We start from the raw sequence: 26,614 nt of genomic DNA, 5'->3' as shown, positions 1-26,614 counted from the left end.
TGATTAACAACTTAAAAAAGTATATACTTACTTTAGCGACATTTTTTTACTACTTTCCCTAAATAATTATATCACAGGTTGTTCAATAATAAATTTGAGACTCTTTATTTGCAACCTAAGCATACATCATTTTATGTTAAATTAAGGGGTGATTTCTATTGAATCGTAAGCAGCCCGTTACCCCCTTCGGTTGGGCAATCAAGCAACGTCTAGCAGAATTACAGATGGATCAGAAGACATTTTGCACGCGTTACGGGATTCCTCCTTCCCGCTTATCCAATCTTATTAACGGGACACGCAAAGCAACCAGATATCGTAAACAAGTCGCTGACCTGCTTGATATTCATGATTACTGTAACCACTGATATGCGTACATAGGTCACCTATAGCTCTTGCACTATACAGCAGATCAAGATTGATTCGCATCATATTTATGTATTCAAAGCTCTACTACGGATATGACGAATAGAAATGAATCACTCGTTATATTCTACCAAAAATAAGCACTCTATTCTATCCTATATTTATAACATTAGAAAAAAAGTCCATGCTATAACAGCTAGGACTTTTTTTACTTTATATGCGGTCGAGAGGACTCGAACCTCCACGGGTATACACCCACTACCCCCTCAAGGTAGCGTGTCTGCCATTCCACCACGACCGCTCAATAATATAACTGAGGACTATTGTTTACAAAAATGGTGAGCCATGAAGGGCTCGAACCTTCGACACCCTGATTAAAAGTCAGGTGCTCTACCGACTGAGCTAATGGCTCTCAATGTAGATAAATGGTGACCCGTAGGGGACTCGAACCCCTGTTACCTCCGTGAAAGGGAGGTGTCTTAACCACTTGACCAACGGGCCATGCTTTTAACAACAGACATGAGTATAACAAGAATCGATATAGATAGCAAGCATTTCATAGTGAAATTATTTTACTTATCATTTACAGAAATGCACTTGTTAAATGACTTACTATTACTTATAATTACTTATATATACTTAATCAAAAGGGGTATTCTTATGTATCAAGAGGAACGAATGCTTCATATTTTGGATTATCTGAAGAATCATCAACGGATTAATATTGAAGATATTTGCCGATTGTTCGATGTATCCAGAGATACCGCCCGGCGTGATCTTGTACGTATGGAAGAGCAAAATTCGATTATTCGTACACGTGGTGGTGCACTGCTTCCTTCTTCTGAAATGATTATCCCCAGTTACCAAGATCGACTAAATACGGTTTCTTCTGAAAAGAAAAGTATCGGCAAAGTCGCTGCTTCACTGATTAGTGATCGTGATTGGGTTATTCTTGATTCTTCGACAACTGTACAAGCTTGTGCTGAATTTCTAGATGCTACGGGTTGTACGATTATTACTAATTCTATCAATCAAGCAGATATTTTATCTGAAAAGGAAGATATTACGATTCATCTCTTAGGCGGACAACTACATACTCAGCATCGTTATGTGTATGGTTCAGCAGCGATTGAACGACTTTCGCATTATTTTGTTCAGCGTGCTTTTATTGGTATTGGTGGCATTTCGGCTAAAGGGCTTACTTCGGTGTCTGATGAAGAAGGCATGATTAAGCATAAAATGATGCAACAAGCAGATATCGTTATTGTTTTAGCAGATCAATCCAAATTCGGCAGAGAACTGTTTTATAAATTTGCAGATTTGTCTGAAATTGATCTGATTATTACAGATCGTGCTCCTACACCAGAAATGGCGGAGTTATTAAAAAAATATGAAATTGAAGTGCATATTGCCAATCAACCTATTTTAAAGGAGATAAGTCTATGACTGTTAAATTAATTGCTATCGATTTGGATGGAACGTTATTAAGCGCCCATACTCATGTAAGTGAAACAAATATTCAAGCGATTCGTACTGCGCAACAAGAAGGGATTGTAGTTACTATTGCTACAGGGCGCGAACATGGTAACGTACGTGAAATCCTGCAAGCATCCGGTCTTCAAACTCCTGTTATTTCTTCAAATGGTTCTGTGATTCATGATGAACAAAAAAAACAACTATTTGCTTTGCCATTGGATCGTCAAGCAGCTAATGAAGTATTGCAATGGTTAGAAAGCAACGAATACTATTATCAGGTGCATAGCGATCGCGGCATTTATACAGTAAACAATAGTCATCAATTATTAGCGATGGAAGTAGATCGCTTGCTGAGTACCGATCCTGATCCAAGCTTGCTCAAGATGCTAGAAGCGATGCAGTTCCACCATGAAAATGCAGGATTTTTACGAATCTCTTCCTTTACTGAAATTCCAGATCAAGCGGATCTGTATAACGTTATGGCATTGTCTTTAGATTCAGAGAAGTTACAAATAGGACGAGACAAATTCTCTAATCGTGATGATATGACGATGGTGATCTCAGGTAGTCATAATTTTGAAATGGAACATAAACAAGCTTCTAAAGGATTTGCTTTGCAACGTCTTGCTGAACATTTCAATATTGCGATTGAAGATACAATGGCTATCGGTGATAACTACAATGATGTATCTATGCTCCAAATCGCAGGCAAAGGTGTAGCGATGGGCAACGCCGATCTAGAAGTCCAATCCTATGCTGATGAAGTTACCAAAAATAATGAAGAAGATGGCGTAGCTCATGCGATTTATAAAGCAATGGGTATGACGATCCCTTCTGCTTAACAGGCTACCTTTTCAATTTTATCTTGCCCTTATTTATTGCTTTATATAAAAAAAGATTCTGATATCAGTCAGAATCTTTTTTTATATTTTACTTCTACACGTTGACTATACAAATATAAAAAAGGACCAGCAATTGCTGATCCTTTTGTTGTATGTACCTATGATCTTACTTATTCTACTCATTCTTATATGGCGGAGAGAGAGGGATTCGAACCCTCGCACCGCTAACGCAGTCTAACCCCTTAGCAGAGGGTCCCCTTATAGCCACTTGGGTATCTCTCCATATGGCTCCCCGAACAGGACTCGAACCTGTGACAACTCGATTAACAGTCGAGTGCTCTACCAACTGAGCTATCAGGGAATATCTACAAAGAATAATATAGGTAGTACAAGAAATAATTTACCATGATTCCTGAGGCAAGTCAAGCTGTTCCAAAGTTAATTTACCACTGCATTTGCCACAACGATATTTGTCTGGATTCATTTTTCGTTTGCGTAAATATTGAGTCTGGCATGCAGTACATAATAGTTTGTAACGGTACAATTCTTTGCGTTTTTGTTGTTCTATCGCAGGTGGAGCCTGACAATATCGGCTTCCTCCTACACGTTTGAGCCAGTATTTGAATTCCGCATCACGGTGCCGATAACCCATTCCATGAATATGTAAATGATAATGACACAATTCGTGTTTGATAATCCGTTCTACTTCTTCTATACCAAATGCTTCTAGTTGATGCGGATTGATCTCTATATGATGACTCCGCAAAAAGTAACGTCCACCTGTCGTACGTAATCTAGCATTGAATACAGCACGATGACGAAAAGGCCATTCGAAATGCTCCAGCGACAGTTGTTCCACCCACGTTTGTAATTCTTCGTTAGTCATGGACAATATGGCTCTCCTTTGTATCTGTTTTCCTGTATTTTAATCTCTTCTCTTGAATTTTAACTTTATTGTAAGCTACACTTCAAGTATAAATTATATAACCTATTCGATATCTAAAGGAGAATCTAATGATGACTGCTACAAACATGCGTTATGTGCTATTGCAACAAGATTCACAGCTTTTTTATATAGAAATGCCTGCTGATTATGCTTACCAATTAAGCGCCCTTAACCTTAGATTACATAAAGAAATCAGTAAATTAACAGCCGCAGACATTCCTGCTCTGCCTCGTGCTATTGCAGAATGTAATGATTTAGAACTGTTAGATGAGCATGCTTCGATTACAGGCGGACTGGATTATATCAATGCATTAGAACGTTCTTTTGCAGTGCTCAAAGAAAATCATTATCCTTTAATCTCCTTATTGACCGAAATTAGAGCTTTGCAAGCGCAATTAGAACAATGGTATGAAGAATACGAAGAGACTCAAGTATAATACTTCTTTTCAATTAATTATTTTTCTATCGTAAAACTCTATTTCTCAAACATCCGATATCCAGCACATACACATTCATGCCCACCTTATATCTGGCTACAACAAAAAGCGTACATCTCTCGAACGACTATTCGAAGAGTGTACGCTTTTTAGATTACCTTTGGAGTTATTTATCTTTTACGATTTGTACCATATAATCTCGTATACATAACAAGAATGCCTTAGAAAAAGCTATTCTAATTGCTTTACGCTTGAGCAGCTTCATCCGCAGAGGATTTGCGCATCGTTAAGCCGACACGACCTTTTTTGTGGTCTATATTCAATACCCACACTGTTACATTATCTCCAACAGACACGACATCCATCGGATGTTTTACAAAGCTGTTGCTCAATTGTGAGATATGCACCAATCCATCATTTTTGATACCGATATCGACAAACGCACCAAAATCAATAACGTTACGAACGGTACCTTGCAATTCCATACCTGGTGATAAATCTTCTATTTTCAAAACATCTGTACGGAAAATAGGCAAAGGCAATTCATCACGAGGATCACGTCCTGGACGTTGTAAGCTATCCAAAATATCGCGTAATGTCGGAACTCCGATATCCAATGTTTCTGAAGCTTGTTCTACATCTACATTCGATAACGCTGTTACTGCTTCAGGTGTACCTAATTGTTCCGGTGTAATCTTCAGTGATTTAAGCAATTTGGTTGTCGCTGCATAAGACTCTGGATGAATCGATGTATAATCGAGCGGATTTTCTCCACCATTGATTCGTAAAAATCCTACACATTGTTGCAAGGACTTCGCACCAAGACGAGGTACTTTTTGCAATTGTTTACGACTTGTAAATTTACCGTTTTCTTCGCGGTATTTTACAATGTTTTTGGCAATCGTCGCATTAACGCCTGCTACATACGATAACAGCGATGGAGAAGCTGTATTCACATCTACTCCAACATGGTTAACTGCGGACTCTACAACGGCTTTTAGACTGCTCTCCAGATGTTTCTGAGACACATCATGCTGGTATTGCCCTACACCAATCGCTTTTGGATCGATTTTGACCAATTCTGCTAGAGGATCTTGAACACGACGAGCGATCGAAGCAGCACTACGCTGTGCTACATCGAGATCTGGGAATTCTTCTTGAGCAAGCTTGGAAGCGGAGTATACACTTGCTCCTGCTTCACTAACGATCAAATAAGACAATTCTTGATCTGTAATTTCTTGAATGAGTTCTGCTACGAACTGTTCGGATTCGCGCGAAGCGGTTCCGTTACCGATAACGATCAATTCAATATCATACTGCTTGATCATACGACGGAAGATTTCAGCCGCTTCACGCTTTTTGTTATGCGGTGGAGTTGGGTAGGTCACTTCTACTTCAAGCAGTTTACCTGTACCATCTACAGCCGCTAATTTACAGCCTGTACGATAAGCCGGATCGACACCAAGCACACGTTTTTCTTTGATCGGTGCTTGTAGCAATAGATTCCGAAGATTGCCTGCAAAAATAGAAATTGCTTGTTGATCGCCTTTTTCTGTTAGTTCTGCGCGCACTTCCCGTTCAATCGATGGTGCAATTAGACGTTTGTATGCATCTTCAATCACGGTAAGCAAAAGATCACGCACTGCCGAAGAACCTTTAACCAGTTGTTTTTCCATATAACGATGGATCGACTCTGGTTGTACTTCAAGCTGTACTTTCAAAATATTCTCACGCTCTCCGCGGTTGATCGCTAAAATGCGGTGAGGTGGCATTTTTTTGGCTAATTCACGATAGTTGTAATACATTTCGTATACAGACTCTTCTGTTGGTGCTTTGGCTTCTGTGACCAACATCCCTTGATCTAACGTATATCTTCTAATCCATGCACGTAGATTCGCATCATCGGATATCGTCTCAGCAATAATATCCATAGCACCTTGTAGTGCTTGATTACTGTCTTCTACGCCTTTATCCGCATCAATATAGCGCTCTGCTTCAACTAATGGCGCAGGGCTTGCATGTTGTTCCATAATCCAGTTAGCAAGGGGTTCTAATCCTTTTTCTTTGGCTACACTGGCACGTGTTTTACGTTTCTGGCGATATGGACGGTACAAATCTTCTACAACCTGCAATTTAGCTGCATTTTGTATCGCTGTTGCTAATTCTTCTGTTAATTTATCTTGTTCACTGATGATACGTAGCACTTCATCTTTACGTTCTTGCAGATTACGCAAATATTGATGGCGTTCTTCGATATCTCGTAATTCATTTTCATCCAATTCGCCTGTCATTTCTTTACGATAACGGGCAATAAACGGAATAGTATTACCTTCTGCAAGTAAATCGATCGTTGTGCGAATCTGTTTTAATGAAATCTGTAATTCGCTTGCGATTTGTTTAATAATTTGTTCACGAACCTGCTGTTCGGTGACTTTGGCTTCTGCTTCTGTAATTACTTTTTGTTCAGACAAATCCTATCCCTCTTTCTCTTCTCCCTACAATGGAGATTCCTCGCATAATACCTTTATTATCTCAGACAACGCTTTTGATTTCCACCTGATTGCATAACTTCTCTCTTAGAGATGCTCCAGAGACACTATCTTGTTCTCTATATCCATACAAAAAAACCCGGTGTAATTCACCGGGTCGGAATTGTGGTCAGGCTTAAAATTCAACTAAGCCCAAACTGATCTGGAGCGCATCATGTACACGACGCATTGTTTCTTCATCCAGATGTGTGATTTTGTCAGTCAGACGCTGTTTATCAATAGTTCGAATCTGTTCCAGCAAAATGACGGAATCTCTATCAAACCCATGAGATTTCGCGTCAATCTCCACATGTGTTGGCAATTTGGCTTTTTGAATCTGTGCCGTAATTGCCGCTACAATAACCGTTGGACTGAAACGGTTGCCGATATCATTCTGGATAACCAGAACCGGCCTCACGCCGCCCTGTTCGGAGCCGACGACGGGCGATAAATCTGCAAAAAATACATCGCCACGTTTTACGATCAATGTCTACACCCCGCTAACTAAACGGTCCAGAGTGATGTCCGCCTCTTCCTCCGCATGAAAAGCTTCGCAAGCAATTCTCAGATTAATTTTGGCCATTTCCATATATCCACGCTGCATCGCTTCACGGATATACCGCTTTTTGCGTTCAGTGAGATAAATTTTTGTGGCTTTTCTGATTAGTTCACTGCGATCGGAATCTTCTAAAGCTGCGATACCATCCACTTCTTGCAGAAGTTGATCCGGCAAACGGATCATAATGCTCTGCGCATTTTGCATGTTGTCCAACTGTCAAGCACCCCCAAAACCTTTTCCAGCTCTACCCCTATAGCGGCTGTATTGGCATCTTTCGTGCACGAATCTAACTTCCTGGTCTTTGCGACACATACGACATATGAGGCAAGTTTGCTGCCATCATTATAAACCAGATCATAGGTGTGCGTACAGACCTTTCTTGATACTTATGTAAGATTCGCCGTAAATAGTTGGTTTCCTTCTGAATTTACAAAGTTAATTTGTAAAATGTGTAAGGGGATTCCAAAGGGTGACAATGGCATTATTCCGGTAATAAGCACGCGGAACTCTAGCGGCAATCATACAAACGACTTCGTAGTGAATCGTACCTAGCTTAGATGCAAGCTCATCAGCAGTAATCACAGCATCTTGCTGTCTGCCAATTAAGACAACCTCTTCGCCGATTTGGATTTCTTCTGCTTCTTCAGCAAAAGATTTAAGTGATACCATGCATTGGTCCATACAAATCGTTCCTACTACAGGGACACGACGACCACGAATCAATACTTCCGCTACTCCCGTTAACATTCGAGAATAACCATCAGCATAGCCAATAGGAAGTGTTGCAATATATTCATCACTTTCGGTAACATACTTACCGCCATAACTTACTTTGGAATGATCAGGAAGTTGTTTGACATATGTTACTTCTGTTTTGAGCGTCAATACTGGAGTTAATTCTATCGCCTGTTCGTTCACTTCAGCTGAAGGATACAGCCCATACAATGCAATACCTATCCGAACCATCTGAGGTGATAGTTCAGGAGTATCAATAGCGGTAGCACTGTTCCCCGTATGTATGATAGGGATAGAGTAACCCAGTTCACGTAATTGCATGTTCACCTGTTGAAAACGTTCATATTGTTCCAATGTATAACTTTTGTCTAACTCATCAGCTTTGGCAAAATGGGTAAACATTCCTTCGATCTCAAGTTGTGGCACCTGGAAAGCTCTTGTAATAAAATCAACTGCCACATTTGTTAAAAGACCAATTCTACCCATTCCACTGTCGATCTTGATATGAGCTTTAAGCTTGCGTTCGGAAGAATCAAGCACAAGTTCAGCTATCGCTTCAAGTACATCCTCCGTGAATACATTAAGAGTAATATCATATTCATAAGCAGCAGATATACCTGCCGGTCCGGTATAGCCCAGAACAAGAATAGGCATACGTATACCTTGCTGACGCAGCTCAATCGCTTCATCCAAAAATGCCACACTCAAATAATCCGTACCTAATCGTTCCAATTCTCGTGAAATTTCAACTGCTCCATGTCCGTATGCATTACCTTTGACACAGCATAACAATTGAGTTTGTGGAGATAATGCTCCACGAAAAGCTTCGTAGTTGGCACGTAATGCATCCAAGTTAATGTCTGCTCTTGTTGCTCGATACTGTTGCACTTGCAGTCACCTTCTAATCCGTTTTTGCCTATAAAGGGCAATAAATATATGTTAATGCGGAAGTAAGATAACTGTCAATTACACTTGGATACATTAACAAGGCAAATATTAAAAAAGACGATGTTCCGTAGTGCAATGATGCCTTGCGGTTTCGTCTTATATCGTAGTATTTACCCGCTTCATGGTCGATAGAAGCGGGATTTTGAGGATTTTGCAAATTTACATTTAAAATTAGAACATTTACTTTTCTATTCATACACAACTGTGTTTCCACAGTATTCACAATCCTTCGTTTCATGCGGTGCAATCGTATAAATCGCTCCACAACCGGAACAATCTACCTTTTTAGGTTGAAGATTAGGAGTAGGTGGTGGAGTGGGTGAAGGATTCATTTGCTGATTACGTTGCTGTTGTTGCCATGATGTATAAGGTGCTGTTTTAGGATCTAATGGATTAAAAATTTTGTAATCGGTTGTTGTCGTACTGTTGCCATTCATATTACTCGTTGTCGTTGTGGTAGATGAATATGATGTTGTCGTATTACTATGATGATTAGGATTCGGCTGACGATGTGGAATATGTTGCATATCTTCGCGATCAATTGTATGAATAGAACCTGATGAATGATTTTGGTGCTGCTGTTGACGCTCATTATGAATTTCATTTTGGCGAGCATACCAATCTTTTTGTGCTTGAATTTTTCGATTATGCCGTTTGATTTGTTTGACACCAAAATAAACAAGTAAAAAACCTGGTAAAAATGTAAATAAGGATACTATAATCCAACTTCCCCAAAGACTACCCATAGGAATAGAAGCGCCTGAAGGATCTGGAATAAAAATCCCAATAGACATTATTCCCCATACTAATAAAAAAGGAATACCAATTATAATCATAATGATACCTAGTGCCATATAATAAACCCCTTTATATGTTTCTCTTTTCTTATTCTTCAAATTACTCTCTTACTATTTATGTGTATCAAGACTTTACAGTAATAAGCTTACGATTACGTTGTTGCAGTACAGTTTGAACCGAATCAAATAATGCTTTTACATTCTGTACTTGCTGGGTCGCTTTGTGCTCGTCTTGCATTTGGCTTTGCATCATTTGTTCTTTTAAATGTCTGACTTCATGCATTAACTGCTCTTCTTCTTGCCAAATATCAGGATGAGTCACAGGATCACTAAAGCGTACATTTTCTTCAAGATTAGTGAGTAATTGTTTGAGTTCGCTGCGATAGGGTTCTTGCCAACCTTTTAATTGCAGATTCGATTCGCTAAGTATAGAACGAATTTCTTGAATACCGAGCATTTGCAATCGTTCTTCTTTATCAATGCCACGTTCTGTCTGCATAAACCAGATCAATAACCCACCAATTACAAAAACAGCACCAAACGTAATCAATTGAATCCAGATATACAAGCTAGCCGGTACAGCAATCACTAACCAGAGCACTACAGCATACAGAATCGTTAAAGCTTGATACAAAACAGCTACAACAGCCAATCCCATAAAAGCAGGAACTGTCTTTTTAAATTGTTCTGCTCGTAATGCACCCCAGCCTGCTAAAGACCATACACATGTTTCTGCCAACACAATCGTAGCCAATGACACCCAGAAGCGAATATCTAATATATGAAAAGAAGCTAACAAAAAAAAGCCAATCACTGTAATCGTCAAAATAACACCGTATAGTAATGTGATGATTTTGAGTCCTAAGCGGTTATCAGTCATATTATTGTTCTCCTTCTGGTGTGACCCGTTGACCACATTCCGGACAGAACTTTTGACCTGGCTGAACAGCATGTCCACAACTACTACATGTCATCACTGCTGAAGCTCCACATTCCGGACAGAATTTGACGCCTGCTTTGAGTGCTGTCCCGCAACTACGACAAGGCTTCGCAAATGCTTGTCCACAGCTTTTACACGCTGTAGCGTTTTCTGGATTATCTGCTCCACAGTGTTCACAAGAGTGATATTTATCTCCACAATGAGCACAAAATTTGGAACCTGGTGTTAACGGTTGACTGCATTTATCACAAGTTTGTGTAGCTGCCGAATTGGATGATGTAGAACTGTTAAATTGCACATGACCTGATCCACCGGTGATATCCATCACCCGCCCAAGACCTGCCATTCCTTGTCCAAAAGCACCACCCAGACCAAAGCCCATCCCCATGCCTAGTCCAGCACCCATCACTCCTGCTTGAGTACTACCTTCATTTTTGGCGGCACCTTCTAATGTATCAAAGCTACGTTCTTGTTGATAGGTATATCCGACAATATCCATTTCAGCTTTGCGTGCTAAAGCTTCTTGCAATCTTTTGACGGATGGATCGTCATCCGGTGTATTGACCGAATCCATATACAGATTAACAATCTCAATCCCAAAGTCTGCGAAAACCGGCATCATTTTTTCTTTCACATGATTAGAAATTTCGCTTATGTAAGCATTAATTTCCAGGATACTGATCTGCTTGTGAACCAGATAAGAAGAAATACTCTCATTGATATTCATTAACAATAGTCCGCGGAAATAACGTGAAATATCTGCCTGATCAAATTGAGATAATGTCCCGACCAATTTCACTAGAAATTTACGTGAATCTTCAATACGAATACCCATCTGTCCAAAAGCACGTACTGGAATAATAATTTTATACTTAGGGTCTTGTAGTTGAATCGGTGCCGTTGTGCCCCATTTCATATCTAAATTGCTAATTCGATTCACATACCATATTTCTGCTGCAAATGGAGAATGTCCACCAAACGGAATATTAACAATATTGTTAAGTAGTGGAATATTGAGTGTGCTCAGTGTATGTCTGCCTGGCCCAAAGGTATCAAATGCTTTACCGCCTTTGTACAATATAGCTTCTTGAGATTCGTTAACGATCAGTTGTGTCCATGTGCCTAACTCTTCATTAGGATGTTTCCAAGCATATACATCTGGTGTTCCGTCGTATTTTATTACTTCTACTAATGCCATCTTTCTTCCCCTTTTCTCTATCTTTATATTCGTATTATTACATACGTACGACCTATGAGATAAGTCTCAATTTTGGCAAATGAAGGACAATCTGTTATTTCGCGCTATCCTTTATTTCGGTTGCGTATTTGTGAAAATAAAGATAAACACAAAAAAAGAGCCATTCATGGCTCTTTCTGGAATTAAGAAACTGCTTTGCATTTGTTGTTTGCTTTATTTTTGTCACGTTCTTTGACCCGACACTCTGTGCAGATACCCTGAAAATCAAGACGATGATCAGTAACAGTAAATCCATATTCACGTTCAATACGCTTTTCAAGCGGTAGTAACCAATCATCCATAATTTCTTCTACATTTCCACATTCTGTACAGATCAGATGATGATGCAAATGAGGGCTATTTGCTTGACGAAGATCGAATCGAGCTGCTCCATCGCCGAAATTTACTTTCTGAACTACATGAAGTTCAGTCAACAGATCAAGTACACGATACACCGTCGCCATACCAATCTCAGGAAATTGCTCTTTGACTAATAAAAATACTTCTTCCGCACTTAAATGATCTTTTTCATGTTGGAGTAATACCCGAATTGTCGTTTCACGTTGAGGTGTTAGTTTGTAGCCTTTTGATTTTAAGCGCTCTTTAATCCGGTTCAATTGTTCTGTCAGTATCATTATGTGTTCACACCTTCCGGTTAAATTTGCAAGATATCTACAGATTCTAAGATGAGCATAATCTGGTTTTCACGATAAATCTATATGTTCTAGCACAACTTGTTATGCAATTATTATAATACGATAACAATATATAGTATTTATACTTAGAATAATTATAATTCTATAATAACTAAAATGTAGACGTCTTGTAAAGCATATTGGATAAAAAAGTAAATTTCTTACGCAAAAAAACGTCAATAAAAAAAGATAAAATCTAAAATCGATTTTCACCCTTTTGTTGACGTTGTTATTACAAGCTATTCTATTTCTATCGTTGTCATTTATATATGAGACTGAAGTTGAAGACGAGCATGTAGATCATGTATCACTTTTTGCAATCCATTGATGGTAATTGTAGATTGAATACCATATTTAGCTTCGATCTGGCGTACAGATTCTAATGGATAGTCTTGATTAACAATAAAATCAATAGAAGCTGCTGGCACACCTAACTTTTGCCCAAGCGATGTACCCAGTATATATTTGGCTAAGTAAGGCGGAACAGACCATATCGGTTGAGGAGCATTCAATTCTGAACTGATTAGCTTCACCAATTGCTTCATGTCATATGTATGTGCAGGGCGATTTAATAGATAGTATGCTTGCATATGAGGTAACTGTGAATGTTGCTGTTCCGATAATAAGCAGATCAGAAAGTCAGCGATATAATCGACATGAACTAAAGGCAACCAATGATGCTTTCCACCCGGTACAATACGCATCTTTCCTTTACGTACAGCATCGACTACGATTCCTAATCCTCCTAATTGCGGAGTGTCTCCTGTCATTGAATCTCCAATCACCACTCCTGGATGAATAATCGACAATGGAAATTGATGTTGTAATGATTGCTTACGAATATAAGCATCGGCTTTGAATTTCATCTGTTCATAAGGGGCTTCATGTTGTAATAACTGATCCAATCGTTCTGGAAACTGTACATATTCTTCGGTAACCGGGCTTTTGTAACCTACAATATGAATAAATTGCTTTAAAAGTTGTGCTTGATGAATCTGGCTTGCCAACTCTGCAATATGAATAGCACCTTGCATAAAAGCAGACTGGGCTTGATTGGAATGAAGTAAAATATCCATCGGTCCGCCTGCATGAATAATCGTATCAGCTTGCATCGCTAGGCTCCAATCTTCATGAGACAATCCCAAATGTGGCAATCCTAGATCTCCTTCTATCGCAATAATTTGTAAGGTATCACTCCACTTATGTAATCTTCTCCACTCTTTCCATCGTTGTAAAGAACGAACCAGTACAATGATGCGATAATCGGTTGCTAAACATTTTTTCAAAATAGCCTTTCCAATAAACCCTGTAGCACCTGTCAAAAATAAAGTATCCATATTGTCTCCTTTTGATGTTTATTCACATTTTTATTTTAGTACCGATCTGTACTAATATCTTCAAAAAAATTACTTCAGCATCGCTGCCAAAGCAAAAAGTGATGATCGAATCATTTGTGGATTTTGATGAACATGACCTAAAAAAAGCCCTCCTTCTATAGTAGATACGATTAATGAAGCAACAGCGGGTGGTTGCAACGAATCATTAAATTCTTTACGCTGTATCCCTTCAATGATCAATTGTTCTACGACTATCACTTGCTGTTCAAAAAAATGCTTGATCGTATTTCGAATATGTTCTGCTTCAATCGGTGTCTGAGTGTATAACGTCAAAAATGGACACCCTCCCAAACAATCGACTTCTTCCATGATTAGAAGTTCAGTAAATCGTTGCAGACGTTCCCATACAGATTGATCATGCTGAGCAGCGATATGTGTAATCTTTTCTGTATATTGTGCAATCAGTTGATGAATAATAGCTGCTAACAGTTCTTCTTTACTTGCAAAATGGTAATAAATATTAGTCTTAGAAACTTTGCTTACTGCTACAATCTCATCCATTCCTGTCGCTAAATATCCTTTTTGTAAAAACAATTCTGTGGCTAACTGCATAATCAGATCACGATTTGAGGTTTTATTTTTTTTTGTCATAATTAGTACTATACGGTACTAAAATTAATATAGTCAACTGTTATTGCTTTGTGTAGGCCTATCATTTACATTTTTATTTTAGTTAATGTTTATGTTAATTATTAATATTATTATTGACTGTATAAAAAATATATGCTACATTTGCTTTGTTAAATTATGCAAGAAGTATCCAAATGAAGCGTTATCATTAATGATGATCGATGATAGAAAGGATGAATATTATTGTCACAGTCTAACCTCAAAGCTAAGATGGTCGTGGATAAAGCTTTCCGTATCGCCGAAATTGATAAACGCATTTATGGTTCCTTTATCGAGCACTTAGGTCGTGCCGTATATGGTGGTATATATGATCCTTCTCACGCGTCCGCAGATGAAAGCGGTTTCCGAAATGATGTCAAACAATTGATACAAGAGCTACAAGTGCCTATTATTCGCTATCCTGGCGGTAATTTTGTATCCGGTTACAACTGGGAAGATGGTGTTGGCCCTGTTGCTTCTAGACCGAAACGCTTAGAACTAGCTTGGAAAACAGTTGAGCCTAACGAAGTCGGTACAAATGAATTTATGAAATGGGCTAAAGAAGCAGGTTCGGAAGTGATGATGGCTGTCAATCTGGGAACACGCGGTATCGATGCTGCTCGTAATCTTATCGAGTATTGCAATCACCCGGGCAACTCTTATTACAGCGACCTACGTAAACAACATGGAGCTAGTGATCCTTACAATATCAAAACATGGTGTCTTGGTAATGAAATGGATGGCCCGTGGCAAATCGGTCACAAAACAGCCGATGAATACGGTCGATTAGCATTAGAAACCGCTAAAGCGATGCGTCAAGTTGATTCTAGTATTGAGCTGGTTGCTTGCGGAAGTTCCAATACAGGCATGCCTACATTCCCTGAATGGGAAGCTACTACACTCGATCACACGTATGAAGCAGTTGATTATATTTCACTTCATCAGTATTACGGTAATCCTACCAACAATACAGCAGATTACCTTGCTCGTTCGATGGATATGGATCATTTTATTCATACCGTTATCTCTACATGTGATTATATTAAAGCGAAAAAACGCAGTAAAAAAACAATGAACTTGAGCTTTGACGAATGGAACGTATGGTATCACTCTAATGAGGCAGATAGCAAAATGGACCCTTGGAGTATTGCTCCACCACAATTGGAAGATGTCTATAATTTTGAAGATGCTTTGTTAGTTGGAAGTATGCTACTTACCTTCTTACGTCACGCCGATCGTGTCAAAATGGCTTGTCTGGCTCAATTGGTCAATGTTATCGCTCCGATTATGACTGAAGATGGCGGACGTGTATGGAAGCAGACGATTTTCTATCCATATATGCACACTTCTACATTTGGACGTGGTGTATCCCTCAAGCCTGTTGTTGATTCTCCTAAGTATGATGCTAGTGATTATACAGATGTTCCTTACTTAGATAGCGCTGTTGTGTATGACGAAGAAAACGAATACTTAACGATCTTTGCACTGAACCGTCATTTAAGCGAATCGTTAGATTTGAATTGTGATGTACGTTCATTCGAAGGTTACCAGATTGAAGAACATATTGTTCTTGAAAACGATGATCTCAAAGCTGTAAATACAGCAGATGAAGAAAAAGTTGCGCCACATCGCGGTGGTCAATCTCAACTAGATGATGGCATGTTAACCGCTCGCCTTGCTAAAGCTTCGTGGAATGTAATTCGTCTACGTAAAGCCTAAGCTTCGCCTTATTGCCTAAAATCAACAAGGTCATGATTTGAATCTGTACAGTGGTCTATGAATTACTTTTTTGAAATTAAAGGGGAGGTTTAAACTATGTTGCGTCAAAAAAGTTGGCTGATTGTCTTGGCGAGTGTGTTGATGTTGTCTTTGGTGCTTGCAGGCTGTGGAGGTTCTAAAAAGAATTCAGATCCAAATCAATTAACATTTATGTTCCGTGGTGGACCGGATGAGCAAAAAGCATATAATGCGGTAGTCGAAGAATTTAAAAAAGATAATCCTGGAGTTACGGTCAAAGTCATTCAGACGACCGGTGATCAATATGCTACTAAATTACAAGCAGCGATTACAGGAAACAGTATTCCTGATGTATTTTTCTACAATCCTGCTGACCTTAAAGCATATGTAAATAGCAATATCCTATTAGACATTAGCAAGTATATCGAAAACAACAAAGAAGTTGACCTGAAAAACATGTGGGCTGATGGCGTGAATTTCTATCGCTATGATGGTAAAGAAGTGGGCAAAGGCGCACTATACGGACTACCAAAAGATTTGGGTCCTTTCTCCCTCGGCTATAACAAAACCATGTTTGAAAAAGCAGGCATCCCTCTGCCGGACAAAAACAAACCTTATACATGGGATGAATTTATCAAAGTCAATCAAGAGCTAACCAAAGATACCGATGGTGATGGCAAATTAGATCAATTCGGTACTGGACTTAACGTACAATGGGCGCTACAAGCGTTCGTATGGAGTAATGGCGCTGATTGGATTGATAGTACACATACGAAAGTGACAATCGATGAACCTAAATTTATCGAAGCTCTTCAATTCTTTGCAGATATGCAGAACAAATACAAAATCACGCCTGCTATTGAGCAAGCACAAACACTGGATACGTACCAACGTTGGATGAGAGGCGAACTTGCATTCTTCCCTGTTGGACCTTGGGATCTAAGCACGTATGATCGTGAATTGAAATTCGATTATGATCTGATTCCTTACCCTGCTGGTTCTACTGGCAAAACAGCAACATGGATCGGAAGTCTAGGTATTGGTGTATCTAGCAAAACAGCCAATCCTGAACTTGCTGCTAAATTAGTAACCTACTTGTCTGCTTCAAAAGAAGGTCAAGAAGCGTTAGTTAAATCTGGCGTACAGATTCCTAACTTGCAAGATATGGCGAAAACATGGGCTGCTGATACATCAACCAAACCAGCCAACAAAGAAGAATTCCTCAAAATCGTAACTGAGTATGGCAGACCATTACCAGGTCAATATACGTACAATGCAGAATGGTATGACCTTTTCTTCACAGATATTCAACCTGTAATCGATGGTAAAATGTCTGCTGCTGATTATGTCAAACAAGAACAACCTAAAATGCAAAAACTACTTGACCGTGCTGTAGAACAAGATCAAAAATCTAAAAAGTAAGCTGTACCTGCTGTAATAAATCAGAGCCATTTTGAATATGGTGAAAATGATGTTAGCTTTCCCTAGATCCAGATGGGACTAACATCATTTTCATTCCAGATGAATTAGGGGTGAATTATGAAAACCAAATCTAATCTGTATCGTAAAGAAAAATATTTTGGTTATTTGTTTATTTTGCCACCCGTTGTCGGTTTCTTACTGTTCACACTTTATCCTGCACTATATTCGGTATATGGATCATTTACCGATTGGAATGGTCTTGGACAGATGAACTTTATCGGGTTGGATAACTTTAAAGATATTTTGACAGATGATTTCTTCTACAAATCAATGTTTAACACCTTATTCTTAATGATCGGTATTCCGATTGGATTGGTTATTTCTTTACTACTAGCACTTGGACTTAATCGTAAAATCCCAGGTACCACTACATTTCGTGTGATCTATTATGTACCGGTTATCTCTTCACTCGCTGCAATCTCGATCCTTTGGCAGTGGGCATATAACGGGGACTATGGACTTGTGAATCAGTTCCTTGATCTATTTGGTATCAAAGGCCCTAACTGGTTAGCAAATACCACTACTGTCAAACCAGCGTTGATTATTATGACGATCTGGAAAGGTCTTGGATATTCAATGCTTCTATATCTGGCTGCTCTTCAAAGTGTGTCTCGTAGTTACTATGAAGCGGCTGAATTGGATGGTGCAAGTGGATTCAAAATGTTCCGTCACATTACATGGCCGATGGTGAAGCCAGTTACGTTCTTCCTTGTCGTTACGAATATTATCGGGGGATCACAGATCTTTACCGAGATCAATATTATGACACCTACAGGTGGACCGGAGTACTCTTCAGCTACAATCGTATTCTATATCTGGCAAAAAGCTTTTGATAACTTACAAATGGGTTATGCTTCCGCAATGGCTGTTATTTTAGGACTATTTATCTTTATCGTTACATTAATTCAGTTCAAAATGAATGAGCGTTCAAGCTTTGATGTCGATTGATTATTAGCTGTAAAGGAGTGAGTACAGAATGGTTCATACGAAGCAACAAAAGATAAGCAATGCGTTCATTTTTGTTTTACTCTGCATAGGAGCTATTGTTATGATCGCTCCGCTACTTTGGATGGTATCTACTTCTTTTAAAGACAGACAAGATGTATTTGCACTTCCACCTAACTGGATTCCGGCTGTGTTTCATTTTAATAAATATCAAGAAATCTGGACAGCAGGTCCATTATTAAGCGGTATTATCAACAGTCTGATTGTTGCTTTAACCGTAACGATTATCGGAACAATTACATCCAGTCTGGCAGCTTTTGCTTTTGCCAAACTACGCTTTCCTTACAAAAATCAAATCTTTTTACTATTGCTTTCTTCAATGATGATTCCGTATCCAGCAGTCATGATCTCTCAATTTATTATGTTCTCTGAATGGGGATGGGTAGATACATTATTACCACTGATTGTACCGGGATTGTTCGGTAATATTATTATGATCTTCTTTTTAAGACAGTATCTGTACAGTATTCCTAATGCGATTATTGAAGCTGCCAAAATCGATGGAACCTCATACTTCGGCATTTATGCCCGTATTATTTTCCCGTTGATCAAGCCAGCAATAGCCGCTCAGTTAATCTTATGGTTTATGGGAATCTGGAATGATTACTTGCCTCCTATTCTCTATCTGAATTCTCCTGAAATTCAGACGTTACAGATCGTTATTGCTAACTTTAACGCCAACTATGCGATCCAAAGTGATTATCCATTAATTATGGCGGCATCTGTTGTATCGTTGTTACCAATCTTAATTATTTTCTTGATCTTCCAACGTCAGATTATCGAATCTGTGGCGATCTCAGGGGTAAAAGGATAATCATTACCCCCTCTCCATCTGTTCTAACTCAATGTTAACAACAAAAAAAACGGCTAGAGCCTATGCTCTGTAGCCGTTTTTTTGTAGGGTTTGATTACGATTGTGGTTCTGCTTCGCGTGCACTGGCATTCGCAGAATGAATTAATTTGTCATAATATAATCGGAACACAATATCTTGATTATAGTTACCAAATCCTCTACCGAACAGTGTTAACCCACCGACATGCTCAGACGAAGGATCTACAGCAATACGTAATGTCCATTGACGATCACGTACATTGACCTGATCCAAATTCACATCAGACAACTTTTGTCCATCCATATATGTACCATCTCTGGATACAGTCAGATGCTTGAGTAGTCCATATTGATTTACAATATCTGGCCACCATTGTGGATTGTACTTACCACGCTTATCTCCGTAATCGCCTGGACTTGTCCATGTTCCTAATTTCACTTCATTTAAATAAAATGTAATGTCTGAAGGAAAACGGTTATCTGTCAAAGGAGCTTCTGAAGAAATCTCAAGTGAAACTAATAATTCTAAAGGATTTTCGGTAGACAACAAAAAGTTAGGAATCTTATACTCTATAAATCCTTCACTAAACCACAAAATTTTGGCTTGAAAACGTTCTGCATCAAAAAAATAACGGGTATCATCTACTTGCCCGATAAACTTCTCGGCTGACGCTAAACCACAAGTCGGTTCTACTTTGAGGTCTGTATAATGTCCTATTGAAATTTCACTTTCATGGTATTGGCGTAAATGCTCGACTTTGTTCGGAAAGTTAATCTGCGCTTCCTCTACTTGAAGTGAACATATTTTTTGTACGCCACCTTTACCAGGTTGCATACTGGTTGAAATAATTCCTGCTTTTTCTAGCTTTTTTACATGCATAGATACAATGGCACTGGTTAAACTTACTGCTTCCGCTAGTTCACGAATATTCATAGGTCGTATAGCAAGTAATTGAATGATTTTGTGCCTTACACTGCTTGCGAGTGCTTCATACACAGGCAATGATTTATCCGAAATATCCAGATTCATATTCAGGCTCCTCCAATACCAAATGTGTGTAACGTAAACGAATACCTTTCCACTATATCGTTATGTTAATAAAAATACAAACGTTATTCTATTTATGTCGCAAAATTATATTATATATTATCAAAAAACGTGTTATTATCGTCATGTAAGCGATATCAAGGAGGTATATATATATGATTAATATGAATATGAATATTCAAGATATCACAGGGAAAATCAGTCGGCATATCCACGGACAATTTGCTGAACATCTAGGTCGTTGTATTTATGAAGGCATCTGGGTAGGTAAAGATTCACCTATTCCTAATATCGAAGGCATGCGTATTGATGTGATTGAAGCGTTACGAAAACTACATATTCCTGTTCTGCGCTGGCCGGGAGGTTGCTTTGCAGATGAATATCATTGGAAAGATGGAGTCGGCCCTGTAGACCAACGTGCTCGTATGGTCAATAACAACTGGGGTGGCGTAGAGGAAAATAATCATTTTGGTACACATGAATTTCTACGATTATGTGAGTTGCTTGAGACAGAACCTTATATTAGCGGCAATGTAGGTAGTGGTACAGTCCATGAAATGCAGCAATGGGTGGAATATATGACGCTGGATGGACAATCTCCAATGGCAGACTGGCGTAAGCAGAACGGTCAGGAAGAACCATGGACATTGACTTATTTTGGTGTCGGAAATGAAAATTGGGGTTGTGGTGGTAATATGCGCCCTGAATATTATGCCGATCTCTACAGACACTATTCTACGTATGTTCGTAACTATGGAGACAATCAGATATACAAAATCGCTTGCGGAGCTAATAGTGATGATTACCACTGGACAGAAGTGTTGATGCGCGAAGCTGGACACTTAATGAACGGATTGAGTCTACACTACTACACCCTTCCTTCTGGCGATTGGACATCAAGCAAAGGTTCATCCACTCATTTTACAGAAGAAGAATGGTTTACTACGTTCAAAAATACATTGTATATGGAAGAATTGATTATTAAGCATTCCAAAATTATGGATAAATATGATCCTGAGAAAAAAGTAGGCATGATTATTGATGAATGGGGAATCTGGACAGATGTAGAGCCAGGAACCAATCCAGGCTTTTTATATCAGCAAAATACATTGCGCGATGCTATCGTCGCTGGGGTGAATTTAAACCTCTTTTACAAATATGCTGATCGGATCAAAATGGCAAATATTGCGCAGATGGTCAATGTACTGCAAGCAATGATTTTGACAGAAGGCGATCAATTGATACTGACTCCAACCTATCATGTATTTAATATGTATCAAGTGCATCAGGATAGCGAGAGAATAGACTTACAGTATACTAGCCCTCAATATACGATGGGTGCTCAATCGATCGATAAAATCAGCGCAGCGGCTTCAAAAGACCATCTGAATCGTGTTCATCTGACGATCTGTAACTTGAGCCACAATGAAAGTCAATCGTTCTCTTGCCAAATTGAAGGTTTCACCCCTGCTGATATTCAAGGCAAAGTATTAACAGCTTCAGCACTGAACACACATAATACATTTGAACAACCAGAACAGATCGTACCGGTAGCTTTGAATGTTTCTTTTGCCAAAGACGGCACGCTAACTTTTGAGCTTCCAGCGGCTTCTGTCGCAGCGATTACGTTGATCTAACAGAGAGGACGGTCTGCTGATGCCAGCAATCACTCATGGGTGCAAAGGTTGTAACCGTAGCCCTCAATTGTCTGAAGAAAAGATTGAAGTATTGGTCGCTATAGCCATCCAGCACAAACAGCCACATGAGCTAACACCTGAAACTGTACAACAAGCACGTATGAATACCTGTCTGTCTTGCCCTTCTTTACAATACGGAACCACCTGCAAACACTGTGGATGTCTTGTTCATATCCGTACACGCTTGGCTGCATCTTATTGCCCTTCTCCTTATGGATCACAATGGGAAAAAGAAGATGTGCTATAAGACATTCTAAGGTATAATGCAAACGGGAATGGTTAAGTAATAGAATCACAACCCGTATTGAATTCTTGGAGGTCTGGATATGACAACACATCAAATTGAACAATTATATGTTGAAGGTATTATCAATGACGATACACTAACTGATATTTTGCACCAATGGGCTGTTGTGCCCCTACTGTATGATGATGGTCATGAGATCAAAGTCGAAGATTATTTCAATCATTTGGAATATTCATTGGGTGTAGAAGCTTATGCTGCTGCTCAATCCCTATATGAGCTATCTGTACAAGCTTCTCGCCGTTTTGCAGAACCGGATGTATATGAAGTGTTGCAAGACTGTATCAGCTTACAGGAAGACCTGTGGATGACGAATGTTCTGACATTGGGAGATTGGATTCACTGGATGGAACAAGCGGCTCAAGGGCAACTGAATCTGCCTGTAGTTGATTTCCATAGTCTGTTCGAAGATTTGCCAGAAGGATATATGATTCAAGATTTTCATGATGATCTATTATTTATGCTTGAGCAAGAAGATCATCCTAAATATCAGGAAGCGTTACAGCAACAACAATCCTTGTATCGCCAACTAGGTGTGTCTGCTTCGTAATCAGGCGATTATAATGATACGCTACTCATATTACTTTATAGCAACAAAAAAGACGCTCAGCTAATAGCTAGAGCGTCTTTTTGTTAGATATTACTTATTTGGCGTGTATATGCTGCTTCAATATTACTTTTTAGGAGCAGTAATTTTAACCAAAGCATTTACAGTTACTGTTGCTGTTGGATCAGTCACAGAAGTGATTTGAACTTTCAACTTCGCCATACGTGAACCGGATGCTGGATACTTGATTAATACACCATTGTTATCTACATATTTCGGATCATCGCTAGACAATACTTTGTAATCTACACGATTATCAGTTGGTAATGTAAATACAGATTGTCCAAGGACATTGTTACCATCAATGATGTAGTTAAATGGTTTTTTCGCTGTTGCAATACGTGTTTTCTCTGTACCTACAATACGGTATTGAGCAGAAGATGTGTAAATAGAGTTGCTATCTACTGAACCTGTTGGAGATACATTGTAAGCAGCCAATTGCAATTTGTACGTGCCTGGCTCTAATGCTTTAAGAGATACTTTACCATTTTCAGTAGCCATAATTACATTATCAATATCATTGAATTGGTAGTATCCTGGATCAAATAAAGGATAACCGTCTTCTGTTGGAGTCTGTACATATTGAGCCGCTGTTCCTCTAAGCTCATCATCCAGACCATATACATTCAATTCAATAACATTTGAATTTTTGGATGTTAAATGGAAACCAATATCCGTTACATCTTGTTTACCATCCAAACGAATATTCGTGTTGCTTACGGTTACTTCTTGAATACCCAAGCCTGTATCCGGTAATTCAGTACCTACATGAAGTACAAATGGTAAATGCAATGTAGGATATCCGTTCGCTGTTAATACTACTTCGCCTTCATAAGGTCCTGTTGCCGCAGAAGCATTAGGTTTCACAGCTAATGAGAATTCTTTTGTTGAATTGCCGCCTAGCAAGATCGAACCGTTAGCATCCAATCCTTTCAGTGTAGCACTGATATTGCTTACATCCGGTGTTGACGTCGAATTGTAAGGATCAGAAGTTACATCAGAATGCAATTTGATGCTTGCTTTGTAAGATACAGATAATGAAGAAGTGTTTTTCAATTGTAGTTTTTTCGTTTGTTCTGCACTACCTGGTTTTAATACGCCAAATGCAGCAGAAGAACCATAGTTAGTGACTGTTTTCTTATTCAAGTTTTTGTCTAGAATTACGATAGGTTCTACCGTTTCTAGTAAAGCTGGTGAATAGACAGCTGCTGCTACATTCGCACGTCCAGCACCTTGAGAATATACATCATATTGTTGATCATTTTCATCTTTGATCACATCTGCTGTATTCACCAATGCTGCACGAATATCAAATGGTGTCCAATCTGGATGTTCTTGCTTGAGCAATACAGCTAGACCTGCGATATGCGGGCTTGCCATACTTGTTCCGTTTTGACGCGTATATGCTTCTGCATACGAAGCATCTTTGATAAATTTACCATAAGCAGGAATCGTTGATTCAATACTTACACCTGGAGCTACAAGATCTGGCTTGATACCTAGTAATCCATCTTGGTTTGGTCCACGTGAGCTGAAGTCAGCCATCGTATCGCCACGTTTTTCTGTTTTTGGATAACTGCTTCCGAATTTGAATGTTAGCGCATCAGCAGAAAATTTCAATGCTTCTCTTGCAAGAGCACGTCCTTCTTTACCAGCCATATCAAATGTTGGAATGTATTCAAAACCATCACCCAAGAAAGCGCTAGAACCGATCTGTCCGTCACGTCCACTTACACTTTCAGACAAATCAGCTTGCAATGGATCAGACGCTTTAACATTACCGTTGAAAATGATTGCTGCTTTGGCTCCATTTTCTTTGGCTACTTTGATTTTGTCTACGAATGTAGCACTACCACGCGAGATCAGAACCACTTTATCTTTTACATCTTTTCCTACATAATCACCGACTAGACCTAATCCTACATAGACACCGTCTAGTGGAGAAGTACCCAGTATTCTTTGGAAATCTTCATTTCCTGTACGCCAAGCCATCAAGTTCAATCCATACGATTGACCATAAGCATCTGCTGTTACTGTTGTAGTGTCATCAGCATTATGATAATTGACTGCCGCTGCACTCACTGCTTCTGCTGTAGCATCAGCTTCAGTTTTGTATACAGATGCTGTTACTGTCGAAGTAAACTGTTTGGTAGGGATTGTAGAAGCTCCTACAGAAATCGCTAACTGAGACGATGCAGGTGAACCCATAGAATAGTAGTAATATCCTTGTTTGGCTGCATTACCGTTCGCAATAACAGCAACTACACCGCTAAGTACAGCATTGTTGATCGCGATAACGTCCGGTGAGTTTACATCTTTTTCAGCATCAGAACCTAAAGACAAGTTGATAACGTCCATACCGTCTTTAAAACCGCACGTTCGATACCATCTATTACCTGTGCAGAAGAACCTGAAGAACGTCCTGTTTCTGCGTTACGTCCTAATACTTTGTATACATAAAGGTCTGCATCATAAGCGATCCCTTTTTGTACAATATCACTTGTTTTGTTAGCGGCACGACCTACGATTGTTCCAGATACGTGAGTACCATGTGATGTACCTGCAAATCCTGTACCGTATGGATCATCTTCGATTGCGATTGGTGGTTCTTCATATGGATCGTTATCTTTTTCAAAAGAATCGTATCCGCCTTTATAAGCGCCTTTCAAATCTGGATGTTCATAATCGACACCTGTATCAATAACGCCGACTTTGACACCTTTACCTGTCAAACCTTTTTGCCAAGCTACAGGCGCACCGATTAAGTTCAAAGGTGAAGCATCATATGTAGCAGTTGTTGCTGTCAACGAAGGAGGGTCTTGTACGGGAATCGTGTAATACACACTATTTTCATAGATGGATTTTACACCTGGCAATTCAGCCAATTTAGGAATTTGATTCGCTGGAATCGAAACTTCCATCCCGTTAAGAACAGTGTTATAGCGATAGTTCACTTTTAACAAAATGCCTTGTTCTTTAGCAGCATTGACGATAGCCGCTTGCTGAGAATCAATCGCTCGTTCTGTTGATTCAGTTGCAAAGCTACGAACACCTGCTTCAGCTGCATATTGACCTACAGCAACTGGCTGATTGGACAACTGCACAATAACGCGAACCACTTTACTGGAAGTTACATTTAATTTAGGAGAAATAACCGGTGCTTCGTTAGAAGTCTGATTTAGTAAAACACTTGGTAGATTACGTCCTATTTCATAAGGAGAGGATGCTGTGCCTGTGCCTGCTTCAGCTGCGAAAGAAGCAGTCGGCGATAATAAAGTACCTACAGCAAGAACTGCTGCCATGGAGACAACAGAAAATTTACGGATAACGTGTAACTTCGTCAAATGATTTCCCTCATTTCGTTAAGTTAGATAGTGTACTCGATGATTTTTT

General features: G+C 39.2%; 25 protein-coding genes and 5 tRNA genes. 11 read left to right on the top strand and 19 right to left on the bottom strand.

The window, feature by feature from the left end; all coding sequences use genetic code 11:
- The first annotated feature begins 158 nt into the window (after positions 1–158).
- Positions 159–365: a helix-turn-helix domain-containing protein gene (locus QE450_RS02690; protein WP_273615305.1), complete on the top strand. Its 207-nt coding sequence runs from the start codon at positions 159–161 to the stop codon at positions 363–365.
- A 216-nt stretch (positions 366–581) separates the two neighbouring features.
- Here QE450_RS02690 and QE450_RS02685 read toward each other — a convergent pair.
- The 3 genes from QE450_RS02685 to QE450_RS02675 form a co-directional block, all read right to left on the bottom strand.
- A tRNA-Leu gene (locus tag QE450_RS02685) sits at positions 582–664 on the bottom strand.
- Positions 665–699: 35 nt separating this feature from the next.
- Positions 700–775: transfer RNA gene (locus QE450_RS02680), tRNA-Lys, on the bottom strand.
- 14 nt (positions 776–789) lie between these two features.
- A tRNA-Glu gene (locus tag QE450_RS02675) sits at positions 790–864 on the bottom strand.
- Positions 865–1,023: 159 nt separating this feature from the next.
- On the opposite strand from QE450_RS02675, the gene QE450_RS02670 reads away from it, so the two are divergent.
- Together QE450_RS02670 and QE450_RS02665 are read left to right on the top strand one after the other, a co-directional pair.
- On the top strand, positions 1,024–1,809 hold the full coding sequence (locus QE450_RS02670; protein WP_307296674.1) for a DeoR/GlpR family DNA-binding transcription regulator: 786 nt from the start codon (positions 1,024–1,026) through the stop codon (positions 1,807–1,809).
- On the top strand, positions 1,806–2,681 hold the full coding sequence (locus QE450_RS02665) for a Cof-type HAD-IIB family hydrolase (RefSeq protein ID WP_307296671.1): 876 nt from the start codon (positions 1,806–1,808) through the stop codon (positions 2,679–2,681). Before QE450_RS02670 ends, QE450_RS02665 begins: the two co-directional genes overlap by 4 nt.
- Positions 2,682–2,871: 190 nt before the next feature.
- Here the strand turns inward: QE450_RS02665 and QE450_RS02660 are convergent.
- The 3 genes from QE450_RS02660 to QE450_RS02650 form a co-directional block, all read right to left on the bottom strand.
- Positions 2,872–2,963 (bottom strand) — tRNA-Ser (locus QE450_RS02660).
- A gap of 3 nt (positions 2,964–2,966) precedes the next feature.
- Positions 2,967–3,042, bottom strand: a tRNA-Asn gene (locus tag QE450_RS02655).
- Positions 3,043–3,081: 39 nt separating this feature from the next.
- A complete protein-coding gene (locus tag QE450_RS02650) occupies positions 3,082–3,567 on the bottom strand; it encodes a SprT family protein (RefSeq protein ID WP_273593461.1) in 486 nt (161 codons plus the stop codon).
- A gap of 131 nt (positions 3,568–3,698) precedes the next feature.
- Here QE450_RS02650 and QE450_RS02645 point away from each other — a divergent pair, with 131 nt between their 5' ends.
- Positions 3,699–4,064 carry a hydrolase/acyltransferase gene (locus QE450_RS02645; RefSeq protein WP_307296666.1) on the top strand — a complete coding sequence of 122 codons (366 nt, stop codon included), beginning with the start codon at positions 3,699–3,701 and terminating at the stop codon, positions 4,062–4,064.
- Positions 4,065–4,309: 245 nt separating this feature from the next.
- Here the strand turns inward: QE450_RS02645 and QE450_RS02640 are convergent, their stop codons facing one another.
- The 10 genes from QE450_RS02640 to QE450_RS02595 form a co-directional block, all read right to left on the bottom strand.
- Positions 4,310–6,535 (bottom strand): Tex family protein, encoded by a 2,226-nt coding sequence (locus QE450_RS02640; RefSeq protein WP_274170640.1) that lies wholly within the window; start codon positions 6,533–6,535, stop codon positions 4,310–4,312.
- Between the two features lie 193 nt (positions 6,536–6,728).
- Positions 6,729–7,079, bottom strand: a complete 351-nt coding sequence (locus QE450_RS02635; protein WP_069326106.1) for a type II toxin-antitoxin system PemK/MazF family toxin — start codon at positions 7,077–7,079, stop codon at positions 6,729–6,731.
- Between the two features lie 3 nt (positions 7,080–7,082).
- Positions 7,083–7,364, bottom strand: a complete 282-nt coding sequence (locus QE450_RS02630) for a CopG family ribbon-helix-helix protein (RefSeq protein ID WP_069326107.1) — start codon at positions 7,362–7,364, stop codon at positions 7,083–7,085.
- Positions 7,365–7,586: 222 nt separating this feature from the next.
- Positions 7,587–8,774 carry an alanine racemase gene (gene alr / locus QE450_RS02625; RefSeq protein WP_373461907.1) on the bottom strand — a complete coding sequence of 396 codons (1,188 nt, stop codon included), beginning with the start codon at positions 8,772–8,774 and terminating at the stop codon, positions 7,587–7,589.
- 248 nt (positions 8,775–9,022) lie between these two features.
- Positions 9,023–9,688 carry a hypothetical protein gene (locus tag QE450_RS02620; RefSeq protein WP_307296657.1) on the bottom strand — a complete coding sequence of 222 codons (666 nt, stop codon included), beginning with the start codon at positions 9,686–9,688 and terminating at the stop codon, positions 9,023–9,025.
- A gap of 67 nt (positions 9,689–9,755) precedes the next feature.
- Positions 9,756–10,511: a hypothetical protein gene (locus QE450_RS02615; protein ID WP_307296655.1), complete on the bottom strand. Its 756-nt coding sequence runs from the start codon at positions 10,509–10,511 to the stop codon at positions 9,756–9,758.
- Between the two features lies 1 nt (position 10,512).
- On the bottom strand, positions 10,513–11,769 hold the full coding sequence (locus QE450_RS02610) for an SPFH domain-containing protein (RefSeq protein ID WP_307296653.1): 1,257 nt from the start codon (positions 11,767–11,769) through the stop codon (positions 10,513–10,515).
- A gap of 182 nt (positions 11,770–11,951) precedes the next feature.
- On the bottom strand, positions 11,952–12,443 hold the full coding sequence (gene fur, locus QE450_RS02605) for a ferric iron uptake transcriptional regulator (RefSeq protein WP_373461906.1): 492 nt from the start codon (positions 12,441–12,443) through the stop codon (positions 11,952–11,954).
- Positions 12,444–12,766: 323 nt separating this feature from the next.
- On the bottom strand, positions 12,767–13,840 hold the full coding sequence (locus QE450_RS02600; RefSeq protein WP_307296651.1) for an SDR family oxidoreductase: 1,074 nt from the start codon (positions 13,838–13,840) through the stop codon (positions 12,767–12,769).
- 69 nt (positions 13,841–13,909) lie between these two features.
- The gene (locus QE450_RS02595) at positions 13,910–14,491 is read right to left on the bottom strand and encodes a TetR/AcrR family transcriptional regulator (RefSeq protein ID WP_307296649.1); all 582 of its coding nucleotides are present in this window, start codon (positions 14,489–14,491) and stop codon (positions 13,910–13,912) included.
- Between the two features lie 249 nt (positions 14,492–14,740).
- Between QE450_RS02595 and arfA the strand changes: the two genes are divergently transcribed.
- The 4 genes from arfA to QE450_RS02575 all read left to right on the top strand — a co-directional run bounded on the left by arfA (position 14,741) and on the right by QE450_RS02575 (position 19,547).
- Entirely contained in the window at positions 14,741–16,228 is a 1,488-nt protein-coding gene (gene arfA / locus QE450_RS02590) for an arabinosylfuranosidase ArfA (RefSeq protein ID WP_273616253.1), read from the top strand.
- A gap of 96 nt (positions 16,229–16,324) precedes the next feature.
- A complete protein-coding gene (locus QE450_RS02585; RefSeq protein ID WP_273615295.1) occupies positions 16,325–17,668 on the top strand; it encodes an ABC transporter substrate-binding protein in 1,344 nt (447 codons plus the stop codon).
- A gap of 117 nt (positions 17,669–17,785) precedes the next feature.
- Positions 17,786–18,676 carry a carbohydrate ABC transporter permease gene (locus QE450_RS02580; protein ID WP_204825221.1) on the top strand — a complete coding sequence of 297 codons (891 nt, stop codon included), beginning with the start codon at positions 17,786–17,788 and terminating at the stop codon, positions 18,674–18,676.
- 28 nt (positions 18,677–18,704) lie between these two features.
- Positions 18,705–19,547: a carbohydrate ABC transporter permease gene (locus tag QE450_RS02575; RefSeq protein ID WP_069326116.1), complete on the top strand. Its 843-nt coding sequence runs from the start codon at positions 18,705–18,707 to the stop codon at positions 19,545–19,547.
- A 94-nt stretch (positions 19,548–19,641) separates the two neighbouring features.
- On the opposite strand, the gene QE450_RS02570 is transcribed toward QE450_RS02575, so the two are convergent.
- Positions 19,642–20,595 carry an ArsR/SmtB family transcription factor gene (locus QE450_RS02570; protein WP_274170645.1) on the bottom strand — a complete coding sequence of 318 codons (954 nt, stop codon included), beginning with the start codon at positions 20,593–20,595 and terminating at the stop codon, positions 19,642–19,644.
- 173 nt (positions 20,596–20,768) lie between these two features.
- Between QE450_RS02570 and QE450_RS02565 the strand changes: the two genes are divergently transcribed.
- The 3 genes from QE450_RS02565 to QE450_RS02555 all read left to right on the top strand — a co-directional run bounded on the left by QE450_RS02565 (position 20,769) and on the right by QE450_RS02555 (position 23,164).
- Complete coding sequence (locus QE450_RS02565; protein ID WP_307296638.1) at positions 20,769–22,250, top strand: alpha-N-arabinofuranosidase; 1,482 nt, start codon at positions 20,769–20,771, stop codon at positions 22,248–22,250.
- Positions 22,251–22,269: 19 nt separating this feature from the next.
- Positions 22,270–22,557 (top strand): hypothetical protein, encoded by a 288-nt coding sequence (locus QE450_RS02560; RefSeq protein ID WP_307296635.1) that lies wholly within the window; start codon positions 22,270–22,272, stop codon positions 22,555–22,557.
- Positions 22,558–22,636: 79 nt separating this feature from the next.
- The gene (locus tag QE450_RS02555) at positions 22,637–23,164 is read left to right on the top strand and encodes a hypothetical protein (RefSeq protein ID WP_307296632.1); all 528 of its coding nucleotides are present in this window, start codon (positions 22,637–22,639) and stop codon (positions 23,162–23,164) included.
- 123 nt (positions 23,165–23,287) lie between these two features.
- Here QE450_RS02555 and QE450_RS02550 read toward each other — a convergent pair whose 3' ends face one another.
- A complete protein-coding gene (locus QE450_RS02550; RefSeq protein ID WP_307296629.1) occupies positions 23,288–25,564 on the bottom strand; it encodes a S8 family serine peptidase in 2,277 nt (758 codons plus the stop codon).
- Positions 25,555–26,565 (bottom strand): S8 family serine peptidase, encoded by a 1,011-nt coding sequence (locus tag QE450_RS02545; protein WP_307296625.1) that lies wholly within the window; start codon positions 26,563–26,565, stop codon positions 25,555–25,557. The genes QE450_RS02550 and QE450_RS02545 overlap by 10 nt, the downstream gene beginning before the upstream one ends.
- Positions 26,566–26,614 lie beyond the last annotated feature (49 nt).

It is taken from the genome of Paenibacillus sp. SORGH_AS_0306 (assembly GCF_030819345.1).
Lineage (GTDB): Bacteria > Bacillota > Bacilli > Paenibacillales > Paenibacillaceae > Saccharibacillus > Saccharibacillus kyungheensis.
The sequence above is the reverse complement of the archived record's forward strand: the minus strand, read 5'-3'. Positions and strand labels throughout refer to the sequence as shown.

Bases quoted from the DNA above. Each gene is read 5' to 3' on its own strand.
- fur (WP_373461906.1), bottom strand. From the start codon at position 12,443: ATGATACTGACAGAACAATTGAACCGGATTAAAGAGCGCTTAAAATCA.
- QE450_RS02570 (WP_274170645.1), bottom strand. From the start codon at position 20,595: ATGAATCTGGATATTTCGGATAAATCATTGCCTGTGTATGAAGCACTC.
- QE450_RS02580 (WP_204825221.1), top strand. From the start codon at position 17,786: ATGAAAACCAAATCTAATCTGTATCGTAAAGAAAAATATTTTGGTTAT.
- QE450_RS02665 (WP_307296671.1), top strand. From the start codon at position 1,806: ATGACTGTTAAATTAATTGCTATCGATTTGGATGGAACGTTATTAAGC.
- QE450_RS02565 (WP_307296638.1), top strand. From the start codon at position 20,769: ATGATTAATATGAATATGAATATTCAAGATATCACAGGGAAAATCAGT.
- QE450_RS02600 (WP_307296651.1), bottom strand. From the start codon at position 13,840: ATGGATACTTTATTTTTGACAGGTGCTACAGGGTTTATTGGAAAGGCT.
- QE450_RS02560 (WP_307296635.1), top strand. From the start codon at position 22,270: ATGCCAGCAATCACTCATGGGTGCAAAGGTTGTAACCGTAGCCCTCAA.
- QE450_RS02645 (WP_307296666.1), top strand. From the start codon at position 3,699: ATGACTGCTACAAACATGCGTTATGTGCTATTGCAACAAGATTCACAG.
- QE450_RS02650 (WP_273593461.1), bottom strand. From the start codon at position 3,567: ATGACTAACGAAGAATTACAAACGTGGGTGGAACAACTGTCGCTGGAG.
- QE450_RS02615 (WP_307296655.1), bottom strand. From the start codon at position 10,511: ATGACTGATAACCGCTTAGGACTCAAAATCATCACATTACTATACGGT.
- QE450_RS02585 (WP_273615295.1), top strand. From the start codon at position 16,325: ATGTTGCGTCAAAAAAGTTGGCTGATTGTCTTGGCGAGTGTGTTGATG.
- QE450_RS02555 (WP_307296632.1), top strand. From the start codon at position 22,637: ATGACAACACATCAAATTGAACAATTATATGTTGAAGGTATTATCAAT.
- QE450_RS02670 (WP_307296674.1), top strand. From the start codon at position 1,024: ATGTATCAAGAGGAACGAATGCTTCATATTTTGGATTATCTGAAGAAT.
- arfA (WP_273616253.1), top strand. From the start codon at position 14,741: ATGGTCGTGGATAAAGCTTTCCGTATCGCCGAAATTGATAAACGCATT.
- QE450_RS02620 (WP_307296657.1), bottom strand. From the start codon at position 9,688: ATGGCACTAGGTATCATTATGATTATAATTGGTATTCCTTTTTTATTA.
- QE450_RS02575 (WP_069326116.1), top strand. From the start codon at position 18,705: ATGGTTCATACGAAGCAACAAAAGATAAGCAATGCGTTCATTTTTGTT.
- QE450_RS02595 (WP_307296649.1), bottom strand. From the start codon at position 14,491: ATGACAAAAAAAAATAAAACCTCAAATCGTGATCTGATTATGCAGTTA.
- QE450_RS02610 (WP_307296653.1), bottom strand. From the start codon at position 11,769: ATGGCATTAGTAGAAGTAATAAAATACGACGGAACACCAGATGTATAT.